Source organism: Amnibacterium sp. CER49 (genome assembly GCF_029846255.1).
Lineage (GTDB): Bacteria > Actinomycetota > Actinomycetes > Actinomycetales > Microbacteriaceae > Amnibacterium.
Window position 1 is genome coordinate 1,197,258 of record NZ_JARVWQ010000001.1, and the last position, 15,318, is coordinate 1,212,575.

General features: G+C 73.2%; 19 protein-coding genes and 2 tRNA genes. 12 read left to right on the forward strand and 9 right to left on the reverse strand.

Annotation, left to right across the window (positions count from 1 at the left end; genetic code table 11):
• Window positions 1–15 precede the first annotated feature (15 nt).
• Complete coding sequence (locus QDR37_RS05700) at window positions 16–147, forward strand: hypothetical protein (RefSeq protein ID WP_279712640.1); 132 nt, start codon at window positions 16–18, stop codon at window positions 145–147.
• On the opposite strand, the gene QDR37_RS05705 is transcribed toward QDR37_RS05700, so the two are convergent.
• From QDR37_RS05705 to QDR37_RS05720, 4 genes are all read right to left on the reverse strand, one after another.
• The gene (locus QDR37_RS05705; protein WP_279712641.1) at window positions 144–1,142 is read right to left on the reverse strand and encodes a glycosyltransferase family 9 protein; all 999 of its coding nucleotides are present in this window, start codon (window positions 1,140–1,142) and stop codon (window positions 144–146) included. The two genes, QDR37_RS05700 and QDR37_RS05705, sit on opposite strands and share 4 nt — an antisense overlap.
• A complete protein-coding gene (locus QDR37_RS05710; protein WP_347882098.1) occupies window positions 1,139–2,338 on the reverse strand; it encodes a glycosyltransferase in 1,200 nt (399 codons plus the stop codon). Before QDR37_RS05710 ends, QDR37_RS05705 begins: the two co-directional genes overlap by 4 nt.
• The gene (locus QDR37_RS05715) at window positions 2,335–2,610 is read right to left on the reverse strand and encodes a hypothetical protein (protein ID WP_279712643.1); all 276 of its coding nucleotides are present in this window, start codon (window positions 2,608–2,610) and stop codon (window positions 2,335–2,337) included. The genes QDR37_RS05710 and QDR37_RS05715 overlap by 4 nt, the downstream gene beginning before the upstream one ends.
• Before the next feature lie 61 nt (window positions 2,611–2,671).
• Window positions 2,672–3,115, reverse strand: coding sequence for a nitroreductase family deazaflavin-dependent oxidoreductase (locus QDR37_RS05720; RefSeq protein ID WP_279712644.1), 444 nt, complete (start codon window positions 3,113–3,115; stop codon window positions 2,672–2,674).
• A 114-nt stretch (window positions 3,116–3,229) separates the two neighbouring features.
• Here QDR37_RS05720 and QDR37_RS05725 point away from each other — a divergent pair, with 114 nt between their 5' ends.
• The 9 genes from QDR37_RS05725 to QDR37_RS05765 all read left to right on the forward strand — a co-directional run bounded on the left by QDR37_RS05725 (window position 3,230) and on the right by QDR37_RS05765 (window position 8,629).
• Complete coding sequence (locus tag QDR37_RS05725) at window positions 3,230–3,448, forward strand: hypothetical protein (RefSeq protein ID WP_279712645.1); 219 nt, start codon at window positions 3,230–3,232, stop codon at window positions 3,446–3,448.
• On the forward strand, window positions 3,445–3,591 hold the full coding sequence (locus QDR37_RS05730) for a hypothetical protein (RefSeq protein WP_279712646.1): 147 nt from the start codon (window positions 3,445–3,447) through the stop codon (window positions 3,589–3,591). Before QDR37_RS05725 ends, QDR37_RS05730 begins: the two co-directional genes overlap by 4 nt.
• An 8-nt stretch (window positions 3,592–3,599) precedes the next feature.
• The gene (locus tag QDR37_RS05735; RefSeq protein WP_279713564.1) at window positions 3,600–4,595 is read left to right on the forward strand and encodes an LLM class F420-dependent oxidoreductase; all 996 of its coding nucleotides are present in this window, start codon (window positions 3,600–3,602) and stop codon (window positions 4,593–4,595) included.
• Window positions 4,592–4,981 (forward strand): ACT domain-containing protein, encoded by a 390-nt coding sequence (locus QDR37_RS05740; protein ID WP_279712647.1) that lies wholly within the window; start codon window positions 4,592–4,594, stop codon window positions 4,979–4,981. The genes QDR37_RS05735 and QDR37_RS05740 overlap by 4 nt, the downstream gene beginning before the upstream one ends.
• A gap of 198 nt (window positions 4,982–5,179) precedes the next feature.
• A complete protein-coding gene (locus QDR37_RS05745) occupies window positions 5,180–5,653 on the forward strand; it encodes a MarR family transcriptional regulator (RefSeq protein ID WP_279712648.1) in 474 nt (157 codons plus the stop codon).
• Window positions 5,646–6,917, forward strand: a complete 1,272-nt coding sequence (locus QDR37_RS05750; RefSeq protein WP_279712649.1) for an MFS transporter — start codon at window positions 5,646–5,648, stop codon at window positions 6,915–6,917. The genes QDR37_RS05745 and QDR37_RS05750 overlap by 8 nt, the downstream gene beginning before the upstream one ends.
• A gap of 313 nt (window positions 6,918–7,230) precedes the next feature.
• Window positions 7,231–7,320: transfer RNA gene (locus QDR37_RS05755), tRNA-Ser, on the forward strand.
• Window positions 7,321–7,477: 157 nt separating this feature from the next.
• Entirely contained in the window at window positions 7,478–8,497 is a 1,020-nt protein-coding gene (locus tag QDR37_RS05760) for a PHP domain-containing protein (RefSeq protein WP_279712650.1), read from the forward strand.
• 59 nt (window positions 8,498–8,556) lie between these two features.
• Window positions 8,557–8,629 (forward strand) — tRNA-Arg (locus QDR37_RS05765).
• Between the two features lie 257 nt (window positions 8,630–8,886).
• On the opposite strand, the gene QDR37_RS05770 is transcribed toward QDR37_RS05765, so the two are convergent.
• Entirely contained in the window at window positions 8,887–9,546 is a 660-nt protein-coding gene (locus tag QDR37_RS05770) for an alpha/beta hydrolase (protein WP_279712651.1), read from the reverse strand.
• A gap of 277 nt (window positions 9,547–9,823) precedes the next feature.
• Window positions 9,824–11,413, reverse strand: coding sequence for an Nramp family divalent metal transporter (locus QDR37_RS05775; protein ID WP_279712652.1), 1,590 nt, complete (start codon window positions 11,411–11,413; stop codon window positions 9,824–9,826).
• Here QDR37_RS05775 and QDR37_RS05780 point away from each other — a divergent pair.
• Window positions 11,360–12,040, forward strand: coding sequence for a hemerythrin domain-containing protein (locus QDR37_RS05780; RefSeq protein ID WP_279712653.1), 681 nt, complete (start codon window positions 11,360–11,362; stop codon window positions 12,038–12,040). The two genes, QDR37_RS05775 and QDR37_RS05780, sit on opposite strands and share 54 nt — an antisense overlap.
• Before the next feature lie 131 nt (window positions 12,041–12,171).
• On the opposite strand, the gene QDR37_RS05785 is transcribed toward QDR37_RS05780, so the two are convergent.
• The gene (locus tag QDR37_RS05785) at window positions 12,172–12,753 is read right to left on the reverse strand and encodes a hypothetical protein (protein ID WP_279712654.1); all 582 of its coding nucleotides are present in this window, start codon (window positions 12,751–12,753) and stop codon (window positions 12,172–12,174) included.
• A 111-nt stretch (window positions 12,754–12,864) separates the two neighbouring features.
• On the opposite strand from QDR37_RS05785, the gene QDR37_RS05790 reads away from it, so the two are divergent.
• Window positions 12,865–13,344, forward strand: coding sequence for a cupin domain-containing protein (locus QDR37_RS05790; RefSeq protein ID WP_279712655.1), 480 nt, complete (start codon window positions 12,865–12,867; stop codon window positions 13,342–13,344).
• Window positions 13,345–13,427: 83 nt separating this feature from the next.
• On the opposite strand, the gene QDR37_RS05795 is transcribed toward QDR37_RS05790, so the two are convergent.
• Window positions 13,428–14,117 (reverse strand): SDR family oxidoreductase, encoded by a 690-nt coding sequence (locus QDR37_RS05795; RefSeq protein WP_279712656.1) that lies wholly within the window; start codon window positions 14,115–14,117, stop codon window positions 13,428–13,430.
• Window positions 14,114–15,310 (reverse strand): MFS transporter, encoded by a 1,197-nt coding sequence (locus tag QDR37_RS05800; RefSeq protein WP_279712658.1) that lies wholly within the window; start codon window positions 15,308–15,310, stop codon window positions 14,114–14,116. Before QDR37_RS05800 ends, QDR37_RS05795 begins: the two co-directional genes overlap by 4 nt.
• Window positions 15,311–15,318: the final 8 nt, after the last annotated feature.

Below are 15,318 nucleotides of genomic sequence, written 5' to 3' on the forward strand. Positions count from 1 at the left end.
CCGTACCGTCCCGCCATGACGGACAGCAGCGCGCCGATGGAGGACCCGGAGCCGAAGGACCGCCAGGTGGCGAACGCGCGCATGGGCGTGGTGCCGGCGGAGCGGGAGGCGGCGGACGCCGAACCGGCCGACGGCGCGACGACCTAGGGCCGCAGCGCCGCGAGCACCTGCTCGGGGCGGATCTCGGCCATGCACCGCGGCGTCCCGTCGCGGGTGAAGGGGCAGGTGCCCGTCCACCAGCACGCCTGCTCGGTGATGGCGGTCGGGCGGCGCTCCGGGCAGGCGGCCCAGCCCTGCACGTTGGTGCCGAGGCCTTCGCGCAGGCCGTACCGGAGGGCGAGCGTCGCGCCGTACAGCCCGACCGCGGGAAGCCCGGCCGCGGTCGCGACCCGGACCGGCCCGGTGTCCCCACCGACCGCGGCTCCGTGTCGCGGGGCCGCCGCAGCACAGAGGGCGGCCAGGGCTCGGAGCGGCAGCGACGGCGACGGCACGGCGCCCGCCTCGACCAGGACGTCGCGGAGCGCCGCGTCCTCGGCGACGACCACCGGCGTCGCGCCCCTCCGGCGCAGCTCGCCGACGAGCGCGCGCCAGGACGGCACGGGCCATCGCTTGACGGGCATCCCCGAGTCGGGGAAGAGCAGCACCGGAGGACCCGCGGCGAGCCGGCCGAGCAGCTCGGCCGCCTCGTCGAGCTCGTCCGGTCCGAGCACGAGCCGCGGGGGCAGGTCCGCGAACCGCGCCGCCACCACGCCGTCGGCGACGAGCAGCCGCAGGTAGCGCAGGTCGACGAGCTCGTCGGCGGGTGGCCGCCGCCAGAGGTCGGTGACCGCGCGGCGGGCGGTGCGCTGCAGCAGCACGGGCAGCCCGAACTGGCGGTTCGTCGTGATCGCGAGGTCGGGTCGGATCCGCTCGAGCACGCCGGTGGCGACACCGACGATCGTGGCCTCGTCCTTGCCCGGCACGGGCACGACCTCCGCGATCCGCGGATCGCGGAGGAGCAGCTCGTGCCACGGGGCCGTCGTGACCACCGTGAGGCGTGCCGCCGGATGGCTTCGCGCGAGGCCCTCGAGCACGGGCAGCGAGAGCACGAGGTCGCCGAGGCCGCCCATCGTGTCGACGACGACGATCGTCCGGGGCGTCACCTCGCGACCTCCGCGAGCAGCGCGAGGTGCCGCGCGGCGATGTCCGGCCAGTCGCGCCGCGCGGCGAGCGCCCGCCCCGCCGCGGCGATGCGGGTCGCGAGCGCCGGGTCGTCGAGCACGCGCCGGATCCCGTCGGCGAGCGCGGGGGCGTCGCGGACCGCCGGCACCACGACGCAGGTGGCGCCGTCCACCAGCTCGGGATCCGGCTCCGGTGCCGCGGTGACGACCGTCGGCAGGCCGTGCGCGAGCACGGTGAGGAGGGAGCCGCTCTTCGTCGTGACCCCGGCGGTGAAGGGCAGCACGGCGACGTCCGCGGCGGCGAGCAGCCGCGAGGCGGCCTCCTCCGGGAGGAACCCGGTGATGCGCGCGCGGTCGCCGGCCCCGGCGGCGGCGAGGTGCGCCCGCAGCTCGGCCTCGAAGGCGAGGGCCTCGGCGGCGGGCAGCGCCGTCGACTCGAACCCGCCGACGACGAGCAGGTGCACGTCGCGTCCCTCCGCCGCGAGCCGCGCGACGGCCTCGCCGAGGTACCGGATGCCCTTCACGGGATGCACGAAGCCGAAGAAGGCGAGGAGCACGGCGTCCGGGGCGACCCCGAGCTCCACGCGGACCGACGGGCGCAGCACCTCGGCCGGCTCGGACGTCGCGACGGCCACGTTCGCCCCGATCGGGATCGCCACCACCGGCAGGTCCGGGAACCGCCGGCGCACGTCCTCGGCGTGGGCCGCGTTCGTGACGACGACGCGGGCTGCGCGGGGCACGAGCAGCGCCGTCTCGCGATCGACGAGCCGCCGCGGCTCGAGCGCACGCCAGGCCGTCCGCGGGACCTGCCGGGCCCAGGTCCACCAGCCGTACTCGTGCAGGGTCGGCACGATCGGCCGGCGACCAGCCGCGAGGGGCAGCAGGCCCACCCACGCACGGAAGCCGTACATCGAGGGCGCGAACTGCACCGACACGACATCGGCGCCGGCGAGCGCCCGCCGGGCCCGCAGCAGCGCGACCGGCGACCAGCGGCGCCCCACGGAGACGCCCCGGACGCCGGCGGGCGTCGCCCCGGTGTGCACGAGGCGCACCACCGCGCCGGCGCCGGTCAGCTCGCGCGCGAGCCGCAGCACGTAGCCGGCGACCCCGTCACGGTCCTCCCTGACCGGTCCGGCGACGAGCGCGATCCGCAGCGGCCGCGCGGTTCCCCCGCTCAGGGCGTGACCGGGCCGTCCCCGGTGGCGGCATCCGCCTCGCCTGCGATCGAGTCGCCGTCGCCGGGGAGCCCCTCCTCGGGCAGCGCGGCGTCGTCACCCATCGAGTCACCGCTGTTGTCGAGGGAGTCCATCGCCGGTGCCTGGGGGTCGAGCCCCGCCTCGAGGCTCGTGCCGCCGGGCGCGACGCCCGCGGCGCTGCCGTCGTTCTGGTCCTCACCCGGGACGTGGGACAGGGACCCCTCGGCCCCGGCCGCTCGCTGCGCATCGCTCATGGGCGGGACGCTAGGAGCGCGTGCTGGGACGGTCCCGAGTCCATGCGCGGTCGCGCGGCGGTCAGGCCTCGTCGCGGCGCTCGAGCACGAACACCGGGATCTGCCGGTCGGTCCGGGTCTGGTACGCCGCGTAGTCGGGCCACACGGCGACGGACCGCTCCCACCACTCCTCGCGCTCCTCGCCCGTGGCGAGGTGCGCCGTGTAGTCGTGGCGCTCCGCCCCGTCCTGGAGCTCGACGTGGGGCTCCTGCACGAGGTTGTGGTACCAGGCGGGATGCTCGGGTGCGCCGCCCTTGCTCGCGACGACGGCGTAGCGGCCCTCGTGCTCGACGCGCATGAGGGCGTTCTTGCGCAGCCGCCCGCTCTTCGCGCCGACGGACGTGAGGACGATGATCGGCACGCCACGGAGGGTGTCGGCCTCGCGGCCGTCGGTCGCCTCGTAGGTCTCGGCCTGCTTGCGCGCCCACGCCTCGGTGCTCGGCTCGTACTCGCCCGTCAGCGGCATGCGTCCTCCTCGTGTCCGGCCCGGACTCGGAACCCGGCCGCCCGGCGTCCGAGGGTAGCGGCGCCCGACCGTGCGCTCAGCGACCGTGGAAGCGATGGCACCAGGATCGCTCCCATGCCGACGCTCACGTTCCCCGCCTGGCTGCGGGAGCAGCAGTACCGCACCGACGAGATCGGCGAGTTCGCGAAGGCCGTCGCGCGCCGGTCCGACTTCCCCGAGTCGGGCGGCAAGGCGATCTACGACGGCTACTTCGAGACCGAGCCCGCGCAGCAGCAGACCTATGAGCGCGCGTGGGCCGAGTTCGACGCGAGCCCGGAGCCGTCGCAGCCGTGAGCGATCCGCGCGACGAGCAGGACCCCGTAGCGCGGGCGGTGATCGGCGACGCCGGCACGGCCGCCGGTGCGGGCGAGGTGTCCGAGCACGACCTGCGCGAGGCGGGCCTGACGGACGAGGCGAAGCAGGAGGGACTGTCGTGACCGAGGCGCTGCGATTCGGGATGTTCGTGCCCCAGGGGTGGCGGCACGACCTCGTCGGCATCCCGCCCGAGGAGCAGTGGGGCGCGATGAGCCGCGTCGCCGCGCTCGCCGAGTCGGGGCCGTGGGAGTCGATCTGGGTCTACGACCACTTCCACACGGTGCCGGTGCCGAGCGAGGAGGCGACGCACGAGGCGTGGACGCTCATGGCGGCCTTCGCGGCCTCCACGTCGCGGGTGCGGCTCGGACAGATGTGCACCTGCATGAGCTACCGCAACCCCGCCTACCTCGCGAAGGTCGCCGCCACCGTCGACATCGTCTCGGGAGGTCGCACCGAGATGGGCATCGGCGGCGGCTGGTACGAGCACGAGTGGCGCGCGTACGGCTACGGCTTCCCACCCGTCAAGGAGCGACTCGGCCGGCTCCGGGAGGGCGTCGAGATCTTCCAGCAGGCCTGGACGACCGGAACGGCCACCCTGCACGGCGAGTACTACGACGTCGACGGCGCCATCGTGCAGCCCCGCCCGCTGCAGCAGGGCGGCATCCCGATGTGGATCGCGGGCGGCGGGGAGAAGGTCACCCTCCGCATCGCTGCCGAGTACGCGCAGTACACGAACTTCGCAGGTGCCCCCGACGAGTTCGAGGCGAAGAGCCGCGTGCTCGAGCAGCACTGCCGCGATCTGGGCCGCGACTACGCATCGATCGTGCGCAGCGCCAACTACAACTGCATCATCGCGCCGACCGAGCGCGAGGTGGAGCATCAGCTGCAGGCGCTCGAGGCGAAGGTGACGCCATATCTCGGTGCCGAGGGCGCCAAGCGGTTCGTGGCGGAGTACCGCGTCGAGGGCTCGCCCGCCGTCGGCACCCCCGAGCAGATCGTCGAGCGGCTCCAGGCCGTGCGCGACCGGGGCCTCGGCTACGCGATCATCTACTTCCCCTTCATCGCCACCGATCCCAGCGCGGCCGAGCTCTTCGCCCGCGAGGTGGTCCCCGCGCTGCAGTCGTGACCGCCGAGCGCGACCTCACGACGCTGCTGCGCGCGGCGCAGCCCGTCGTCGCGCACCGCGAGGTCGTGCTCGTCACCGTGCCGGCCGACGCCGCGGCGCGGCTGCCCGCGCTCGCCACCGTGACCGAGGACGAGGGCGTGACCGTCGTCCTGGCGCGCGCGGACGCCGAGCGGCTCGGTCTGCCCATCGGCTGGATCGGCACGTGGATCACCCTGCGCGTGCACTCGGCGCTCGAGGCGGTCGGCCTCACGGCCGCGACCAGCAGCGCGCTCGCCCGCGCCGGCATCAGCTGCAACGTGCTCGCGGGCTTCCACCACGACCACCTGCTCGTGCCCCACGACCGCGCGGACGACGCCCTCGGCATCCTGCGGACCCTCGGCGGCTGAGCCCCGCGGCTCCGCCGCGTACCGGCCGTAGGTACTTCGCTCTGCCGTAGGTGCGACACGCGACGATCGCCCCTACACGAGGACGGATCACCTACACGGGGTGTGCGGCTGGGACCTCTCCACTGGGCGACTGGCAGGTGTCCGGTCCAGGTCCAGAAGCATCAGCAGGTTATATAGTCTGCTGATAGACTTGCATCTATGGTTTCCGTGGCCCCCACCGAGGAGCAGCTCGCCCTCGGCTCCGCGTTCGAGCAGGTCGTCGCCTGGCTCCGCCGCACCCGCACCGCCACCGACATCTCGGCGAGCGGCCTCAGCCTCCTCGACCGGCTCGCGACGGGCGGCCCCCAGCGCATCACCGACCTCGCGACGCAGGAGGGCATCAGCCAGCCGGCGATGACCTCACTCGTCAACCGGCTCGAGGAGCGCGGCTGGGCCCGCCGCACGGCCGATCCGGACGATCGCCGCGCGATCCGCGTCGAGCTCACGTCGCAGGGCACCGAGCGGCTCGAGCGCCACCGTGCCGACCGCACGCGGCGCATCGCCGACCGCCTCACGATCCTCGACGACGCCGACCAGGCCGCCCTGCTCGCCGCGCTGCCCGCGCTGCAGCGGCTCACCGCGCTTCCCGACCCCCGCACCGAATCCCTTCCCGGAGCACTCACGAATGCATGACGCGCCCGTCCAGTCCCCCTTCCGCCAGCCCCGCGCCGTGTGGGCCGTCGCCTTCGCGTGCGTCGTGTCCTTCATGGGCATCGGGCTCGTCGACCCGATCCTGAAGAGCCTCGCCGGGCAGCTGCACGCCACCCCGACGCAGGTCGAGCTGCTCTTCACGAGCTACCTCGTGATCACCGCCGTCGCGATGCTCGTCACCGGCTGGGTCTCGAGCCGCCTCGGGGCGAAGAAGACGTTGATCACCGGCCTGATCCTCATCGTCGCCTTCGCGGCGCTCGCCGGTTCCTCGGGCTCGATCGGCGGCATCGTCGGCTTCCGTGCCGGCTGGGGCCTCGGCAACGCGCTCTTCATCGCCACGTCGCTCGCGGCGATCGTGGCGAGCGCCTCGGGCGGCTTCGCCGGCGCGATCATCCTCTACGAGACGGCGCTCGGCGTCGGCATCGCCCTCGGCCCCGTGATCGGCGGCGTGCTCGGCAGCATCAGCTGGCGCGGGCCGTTCTACGGCGTGAGCGTGCTCATGGCCATCGCGCTGCTCGCGATCCTCTTCCTGCTCCCGAAGACGGCGACCCCCGCCCGCAAGCAGCGCCTCGGCGAGCCCCTCGCCGCCCTGAAGCACCGCTCGCTCGCCACCACGAGCGTCGTCGGCCTGCTCTACAACTGGGGCTTCTTCACGCTGCTCGGCTACTCGCCGTTCCTCATGGGCATCGACAGCCCGATCCTGCTCGGCGTCGTCTTCTGCGGCTGGGGCGTGCTCGTGGCGGTCTTCTCGGTGTTCGTCGCCCCGCGCCTCCAGCGCACCCTCGGCACGGCGAGGACGCTCTACGGCAACTTCACGCTCATGGCGATCGACCTGGCCGTCATCGGCATCTGGTCGACCGTTCCCGCCGTCGTCATCACCTGCGTGATCATCGCCGGCGCCTTCATCGGCGTGAACAACACCCTCGTCACCACCGCGGTCATGAGCATCGCTCCCGTCGAGCGTCCCGTCGCATCGGCGACCTACGGCTTCGTCCGCTTCATCGGCGGCGGGCTCGCCCCGTTCGTCGCCGGGCAGATCGTCGAGGCGATCGACCCGCAGGCGCACCTGCCGTTCCTGATCGGCGCCGGCGCCGTGCTGGTCGCCGCCATCGTGCTCAGCACGGTGCGGAAGGCGCTCGCGGCCGCCGACAACGGGGAGACCGTGCAGCCGGTGCTCGACCAGCTGGACGAGATCGAGCAGCGGAACCCGGTCGTCGGCGGCCTGGCGGTCGGCAACGCCGACTGAGGACGACCCCGAGAGGGCGGGAGGCCGTCTGCGCTGCATACCCATTTGCAGGCGGGCGGCCCCCCTGATCTCACCAGCGACGGCCCGAACGGTCGAATGGTGAGACTTCTTGACGCGGGCAGCCGGAAGGCAGCCCGAAGACGGGACGGGGGCTCAAGACGTGCGCCGACCGGGGAGGCGGATCGGCGCGCGCCAATCTATCGACGCGCTTCTCGGCGTCGCAATCGACCAAGGACCCGATTCGGGGATTGCGTACGAGGCGCGGCAGGTCGCGGTCGCTTCGCCCCGGCAGCGGTTATGCTTTCCGGCGCCGGGAGACGTCGCATAGTCCGGTCGAGTGCACCACCCTGCTAAGGTGGAGAGCCCTATTAGGGCTCCGTGGGTTCAAATCCCACCGTCTCCGCAGCTCGAGGCGCCGCATCCGCGGCGCCTCTTCGCTTTCCTGCGCACATTCCTTGCGCCCTCCCTCCGCCCGGCTGCTCCGGATCCTGGCCGCTCCGGCGCCTGCGGAACGGCAAGGATCCGGAGCACGATCAGCCGCGCGTGGCCAGAATCGACGCGTGGACCCCGTCGCGGCGCTCAGCGAGATCGCCTTCCGTCTCGAGCGCGAGCGCGCGCCGGTGTTCAAGATCCAGGCCTTCCGGCGCGCCGCCGCGACGATCGCCGGCCTGGACCCGGACGAGCTCGCCGCCCGGGCGGAGGACGGCCGCCTGAAGCGCACGAAGGGCATCGGCGGCCGCACGCTCGAGGTGATCCAGCAGTCCCTCGCAGGCGACGTGCCCGGCTACCTCGCCGATCTCCGTGCGCGAGCCGACGCCGAGCTCTCGCCCGAGGGCCGCGCGCTCCTCGCCCGGCTGCGCGGCGACCTGCACAGCCACAGCGAGTGGTCCGACGGCACCACGCCGATCGAGCTCATGGTCGACGCCGCGCGCACGCTCGGCCGCGAGTACCTCGCGCTCACGGACCACTCCCCGCACCTCACGATCGCGAACGGCCTGTCGCCGGAGCGCCTCGAGCAGGAGCTCGACGTGGTGGCCGGGATCAACGCCGGGTCCGACGGCTTCCGGCTGCTCGCCGGCATCGAGGTCGACATCCTCGAGGACGGCACCCTCGACCAGACGCCCCAGCTGCTCGACCGGCTCGACGTCGTCGTCGGCAGCGTGCACTCGCACCTCCGCGCCGACCACGACACGATGACCGCCCGGATGCTCGGCGCGCTCGACGACGCGCACCTCGACGTCTTCGGCCACATCACCGGGCGCCTCGTCGAGGGCAGCCGCGGCACCCGCCCGCAGTCGGAGTTCGACGCCGACCGCGTCTTCGCGAGGTGCGCCGAGCGCGGCGTGGCGGTCGAGATCAACTCGCGCCCGGAGCGCCAGGACCCGCCGGACGACCTGATCCAGCGCGCCCTCGACGCCGGGTGCCTGTTCAGCATCGACACCGACGCGCACGCGCCGGGCCACCTCGACTTCCTCGGCCTCGGCGCCGAGCGCGCGGCGAAGAACGGCGTCCCGCCCGAGCGGATCGTCACGACGTGGCCGCTCGAGCAGCTGCTCGCCTGGTCGCACCGCGACCGCTGACCCCGCGGGCCGCCCCTCCGGCCGTGCTGTAGGGTTGTCCGGTCGGTTTCGGCCGGCCTGCGCCCGTAGCTCAACGGATAGAGCATCTGACTACGGATCAGAAGGTTGGGGGTTCGAGTCCCTCCGGGCGCGCAGAACGAAGAAGAGGGTCGTCCGCGAGGGCGGCCCTCTTCTTCGTCTTCCAGGCTTGGAGGATCGAGAAGCCGCTCCCAGGGGTGGGGGCCCCTGCCCGCCAGAGGCTCCGCGCGCCGCGCAGCGGCGGGTGGAGGGGCGAGTAGGGATCGAGTCGCTCCGGGCGCGCAGAACGAAGAACGGGGTCGTCCGGGAGGGCGGCCCTCTTCCTCGTCTTCGGGGCTTGGAGGATCGAGAAGCCGCGCCGGCGACCTGCGTCAGACCTCTGCGGCCTCGGCGATGATGCGCGCGACCTCCTCGGTACGGCTGAGGTAGGCGGAGTGGCTCGCGGGCAGCTCGACGACGGAGGTGCAGCGTTCGGCCATCCGCCGCTGTGTGGCGGGCGCGACGGCCCGATCCTCGGTGCAGAGGATGTAGGTCGAGGGCGTGGTGCGCCAACCGGTGCGAGTGGGTGAACCGTGCCGGTACTGCGAGGCCTGCGGCACGAGCAGTGCGCGCGCCCGCGCCCGCTGCTGGGGCGTGCAGTCCGCGTAGAGATGCTGATCCGCGAGCTCGGGCCGCACCTCGGTCGCCCCGTCGTCCCGCACGCGGAGGGCGGCGTTGATGAGCCCGTCCCGCCCGTTCAGCGATGCGGTGGTCTCGCCCACGTCCGGCACGAACGCCGCGAGGTAGACGAGGTGCGCTGCGCCTTCGACGTCGGTGACGACCGCGCCGCCGTACGAGTGGCCGACGAGCACCGGCGCGGCCTCCGCCGCATCCACGGCCTCCTGCACAGCTGCCGCATCCGCTTCGAACGAGCCGCGGTGCAGTCGCGGTGCGGTCGCCTGCACACCCGCGTCGGCGAGGGCCTCGACCAGGGGTGCGAGGTGCTCCGGCTGATGCCAGAGCCCGTGCACCAGGATCACCGGGCGCGACATGTCGGCATGCTAGTGGCGGCCTGCCTCAGCGATCGTCCCACCCGTCCAGGGCCTGCCGAGGCGCACGAAGCCGGGAATCACCGCGCCTCCTCACCGAGATCCGTATGCGCGCGCCACCCTCGGGAGGGCCGAAGTTCGCCCGGGGTCGGACGCCGATCGTTCCGAGCACGGATCAGAAGGTCGGGTTCGCGTCCCTCCGGGAGCGCAAGAGGAGCCCCCACCTGTCGCAGACCAGACCTCAGGGCTGCGTCGTGCTCGCGATCGCGCGGCCAGGCGCTCAGCCGCCGGTGATGGTGTACCAGATGCCGTACCCGCCGGCGGCGCACATGATCACCGTCGTGGTCCATCCGACCGCTGCGGCGAGGCGTCCGTTGCGGTAGCGGCCCATGATGGCGCGGTCGCGGGAGATGAGCATCATCACGATGAGGAACGGACCGGCGGCGATGCCGTTGACGATCGCGGAGAGCACGAGCAGCCCGATCGGGTCGGTGCCGATCACGCTGAGGACGGTTCCGGCGATGAGTCCGACACCGAGGAGGGCGTAGAAGACCGGCGCCTTCCGCGGGCTGCGGTCCAGCCCCCACTCCTTGCCGAGCAGCCCCGACAGGCCCGCCGCCCCGGAAGCGGCGAGGATGGGCACGGCGAGGACGCCGGAGCCGATGAACCCGGCGGCGAAGAGGATGCCGGCGTAGCTGCCCGCGATGGGCTCCAGCGCGCGAGCGGCTTCAGCGGCGCTGCTCACGGTGCGGTGGTGCGCGCCGAGGGTCGCGGCGGTGGCGGCCATGATCGCGAACATGATCAGGACGCTGAACGCCATCCCGGTGAACACGTCGACGCGCCCGTTGCGGAGGCGGCGTCTGGCTTCGGTGCGGCTGCGGTCCTTCAGTGGTGGGGCGAGGTCTCCCTCGAGGGGTTCGGCGCGGAGCTCCTCGACCCGCTGCGCGGACTGCCAGAAGAACATGTAGGGCGAGATCGAGGTGCCCAGCACGCCCACCACGAGGCCGAGATAGGCCGGCGAGAGGCGGGCCTGCAGACCGAGCAGGCCGCGGCCGACGTCGGCCCAGGAGACGTGGGCGAAGAACAGCACGGCGACGTACACCAGCAGGAACAGGCACAACCATTTGAAGATCCGGCCGATCGCCTGGAAGGACCCGGCCAGCAGCGCGACGACGATCGCGATCCCGGCGACCGCGCTCCACACCGGCGCCGGTCCCGCGTGCAGCAGCTGCATGCCCTGCCCGATCGCCATCAGATCCGCCGCGAGGTTCAGGCAGTTCGCCGCGATCAGCGCCACCACCAGCACCCCGAGCACCGCCACGACCGCCCGCGGGAACCTGCGTCGGATCAGCTTGCCCAGGCTGTCCCCGGTGGCCAACGCCATCCGGTCGCAGATCTCCTGCACGCCCATCATCAACGGCAACGACACCGGCACCGTCCAGAGCATGCCCATCCCGTACGTCGCACCCGCCTGCGCATACGTGGCCACACCCGACGGGTCGTCATCCGCCGCCCCCGTCACCAGACCCGGCCCCAGCACACCGAAGAACCGCGCGATCGGCGAACGACGCTGATCGATGTGCCCCGGCTCGCGATCCGTGCCGCGATCCAGCTCCGGCGCAACACCTTGAGTCGCCGTCTCCTCGGTGTCCGAACTCACGGGGGCAGCATCCTGGGCAGCCGCCGAGAAAGAACAAAGATTTGGTTGGAGCGGGCCCGCGGCCGCCCGACCCAAGACGCGCTGCGTTCGGGTCGCGTTCCGTCCGGCAGTAGATTGCGGCCGTTCGACTCGCGAAGGTCGAGCAGTGGAGGCACCGTGGATGAGGCTGACACGCAGGACAACGACGTCCGTGGTTGGACCCTCGACCACGACCAGTTCCGCGGGGTGCTCGCCGACCTCATCGAACAGGTGCGCGCGCTCCGTGCCGACGACGCCGACGCAGCTGAAGCGCTCTCCCGCTGGTGGCGGAGCTTCTCAGGGGCCGTGCGTCACCACTTCCGCGCAGAGGACGAGGGCATCTGGCCGACCCTGACCAGACACGCCCCCGGGATCGGCCCCACGCTCGAGGACCTCAGCGCGCAGCACCGCCGCATCGAGTCGGAGCTGAGCGGGGTCGACAGGCGGTTCGATGCCCTCCCGACCGTCGTCACCACGGCTGGACTCGCGGCCGACCGCGCTGACCTGCTGGTCGCGCTGACGCAGGTCCAGGCCGCGATCCTCGATCACCTCGCCCTCGAGGAACGCGAGGCGGTCCCCGTCCTCGCCACACGCGTGCCCCCGCCCGAGTGCCGGCGGATCGAGCGGAACATGGTGAAGGGCCTCAGCCTCCGCGAAGTCGCCGACCTGCTCCCCCGCATCCTCGCCTTCGCCGACGACGCGGAGCGAGCCACGATGCTCGCCCGCCTCCCCCCACCCGTCCGGCTCCTCAACCGCCTGCTCTTCACCCCGCGCTACCACCGAACCCGCGCCACCCTCCCTCTCGGCAAGCGCACCTGAAGCCGGACGCTGCCAGGAGCACCGAGACGGACCCGGCACCCGGGCGGTGGAACCAGGAGATCGAGTCGGCCGAACCGTCGGCAGCGCCCCTGGTGCAGGCCGGCCGTCGAGGGTCACGGGCATGCGAACCGTCAGGACGCCGGCGATCCTCGTTCCCGGAGGACCGCGGTGACCAGCGTGCGTGCCATCCAGACGAGCACCTCGACCGCGTCGGCGACCGGCAGGTCGGCCACGTCGCGGGTCCAGACCACCGCATCGGCACCGAACAGCGGCATCAGGGCCGCGCGCAAGCGCCGGCGTGCAGCCTCGGGCACGTCAGCGGGGAGCCCCGACAGCAGATCGTCGATCCACCGGTCCCGCTGCATGCGCCCCCGCCGGGACGATCCATGCTGGTCGCTGCCCTCCGCCAGGGAGACCGCGAGCACAGCCCGCAGCTCGCGCTCATGGTCGAACGCCCACCGCGCTGTCGACCGGACCAGCGCCTCGGCTCGATCGACCAGGTCGGTGGGCGCGCCGCCGCCCTGCCCGAGGAGGGCAGCGACATCCAGCTCTTCGACCGGCCGCGTCGCCCACAGCAGGACCGCGTCGTTGTTGAGGAGGTGCCGGTAGGCCGTCGCCCGTGACACCTCCGCCCGCGCCGCCACGGCCTCCACCGTCATCGGGCCGCCGTCGCGGAGCTGCGCGCGAGCCGCCGCGGTCAGACGCTCACGCATCCGACGACTCGCCGGAGTTCCTGGGTCGCTTCCGTTGACATCGCCGGGCATGCGCAGCATGATACGGGCATCTCATTCTGAGACGGACGTCTCAAACGAAAGGATGCCCTCATGTCCGAGCACGAGCTCATGCCGCGAGTGTCCGTCCTGGACCCGCAGGACGGCGAGCTGCTGCCCGCCGGTCCCGTCGTGCACCGCGTGCTCGAGGACGGCAGCACCACCGGAGGCCGGGCGGGGCTCGTCGAGTGCCGCATGCCGCCCGGGTGGGGCGGCCCTCCGCAGCACATCCACCACGCGCACGACGAGTCCTTCTTCGTACTCACCGGCCGAGTGCGCTTCCGCAGCGGCTCGACGGAACACGTGCTCGGCCCGGGCTCCACCTTCGTCGCCGGCATGGGGACGCCGCACACCTTCGGCAACGCGGATCCCGACGAGCCGGCCTCGCTGCTGCTCGTCGTGACGCCCGAGCGGTACATCGGGTACTTCCGAGAGCTGCAGCATCTCCGCCCCGGACCGGACGGCATGCTCGTCCCCGCCGAGATCCTCGCGTTGATGGCGAGGTACGCCACCGAGCCGTACTCGCCGTCCTGAGCACGGCGCGCCCGGTCGCCGACGTGCGGCTCCGCACGCGGCTCCGCTCACGAATCGTTCGGGGATCGACTCCCTCCGCACGCTCAGGCGGGCGTCAGCACCTCGCTGAGCCCGCTGCGCACCTGACGCGTGACCTCGTCCGCGAGCACCTCGTACGCACCGGCCTCCAGCCCGTCGTAGGCCGCACGGACGACGTCGGCGGGGTCGCCCTTCGCCACATCGAGACCCGCCGTCATCGGGGTGTCGGTGAACCCCAGGTAGAGACCGAGGACGTGGACGCCGGCGGGAGCGAGCTCGCCGCGGAGCGCGTCGGTCATCGACCAGACGGCCGCTTTGGTCGCACCGTACGCGGCAAGGGCACCGCGAGCACGCCAGCTCGCGACGGACGCGACGTTGAGGATGGCGCCGCCGTGCTGCTGGAGCGCCGGCGCCAGCGCCCGGGTGACCGCGAGCAGGCCGACCACGTTGGTCTCGAGCAGGCGGCGGAGCTCGTCGTCGGAGGTCGCGAGCAGGCTCGGCTGCACGGACGCCACGCCGGCGTTGTTCACGAGCACCGTCGCGTCCCGGCTCGCCGCGGCAGCGGCGGCGACGGACGCCTCGTCGGTGACGTCGAGCGCGAGCGGGACCACCCGCGGGTCGTCCGAGGAGCGGGGCGTGCGCGCGGTCGCATACACCTTGGGCACGCCGCGAGCGAGCGCCTGGCGGACGAACTCGGTGCCGAGACCTCCGTTCGCACCGGTGACGAGGACGACTGCGGATTCGAGCGAGGTCATGCGGGGTTCCCTTCGAGAGCGGAGCGGGCCGCGCGGTGCGCGCGGACGAACGGGGCGGCTCCGGCGATCACCGCGAGGGTCGCGAGCACGGCGGCGCCGGTGGCGATCGCCGGCAGCAGCCCCTCCGCCGTGGCGAGCTGGCCCAGGCCGATCGCCGTGAGGGCCTGGACCGCGTAGCCGGCGAAGTACACGGCGGAGACCGTCGACGCCCGGTGCGCCGCGGGTGCGAGCTCGGCCGCGACGCCGACGCCGGCTGAGAAGAGCAGGCTGTAGCCGATGCCGGTGAGCACGATCGACACGAGGAAGACGACGAGTGACCCCGTGATGCTCGCTGCGACGAGGGCCGCGAGCCCGACCACCATGCCGATGGCACCGGCAGGCGCGGCACTGGCGGCGCGGAGTCCGCGCGCGAGCAGCGCGGTCACACCGATCGTGACGGCGGACAGCGCGAGCACGAGTCCGATCACGAGGGGCGACGCGGTGTGCAGCAGACCGACGGCGACGTCGGCACCGAGGGCGAGCACGACGCCGCCCGTGCCGTAGGCCGCAGCGACGCCGAGCGCGCCCTGGACGACCACGCCGCGGAGGGAGCGTTCGACCCGGAGCAGCTGGACACCGACACCGGCTCCGGCTCCGCCTCCAGGAAGACGGAGTGCCAGGAGGAGCGTGAGGAGGACGGCGGCGAGCAGCGGGCAGTACGAGAGGTGCAGGGGGTCGGGCAGCAGCGCGAGGAACGCGCCGCCGAGCACGAGCGCGACCGTGAGCCCCGCGGCCGTCGACGCGGTCGCGACAGCACCCGCGATGTGTCCCCGGCCGGGGCGCGCGTGCTCCGCGAGCAGCGCCGTGGCGGGGCTCAGCGCGAAGCCCACGCCGACGCCGGTGACCGCTCGCGCGACGAGCAGCACCTCGACCGACGGCGCGAGAGCGAAGGCGAGGGTGCCGACCGCCATCAGCGCGAGCCCGAGCACGATGGCCGCCCGGCGACCGACGCGGTCGCTGATGCCGCCGAAGAGCCCGAGAACCAGGAGGAGGCTCACCGGGTACACGCCGAACACGGCCGTCGTGAGCGCGGGCGGCAGCGACCACTCGCGGCCGTAGGACGGGTACACGACGGAGGGCGCACCGCTCGTCCAGAGCGCCAGAGCGGCGGTCAGCGCGCCGGTGCCGAACGCGGTGCGGCGGGATGAGGCCATGCAGCCCT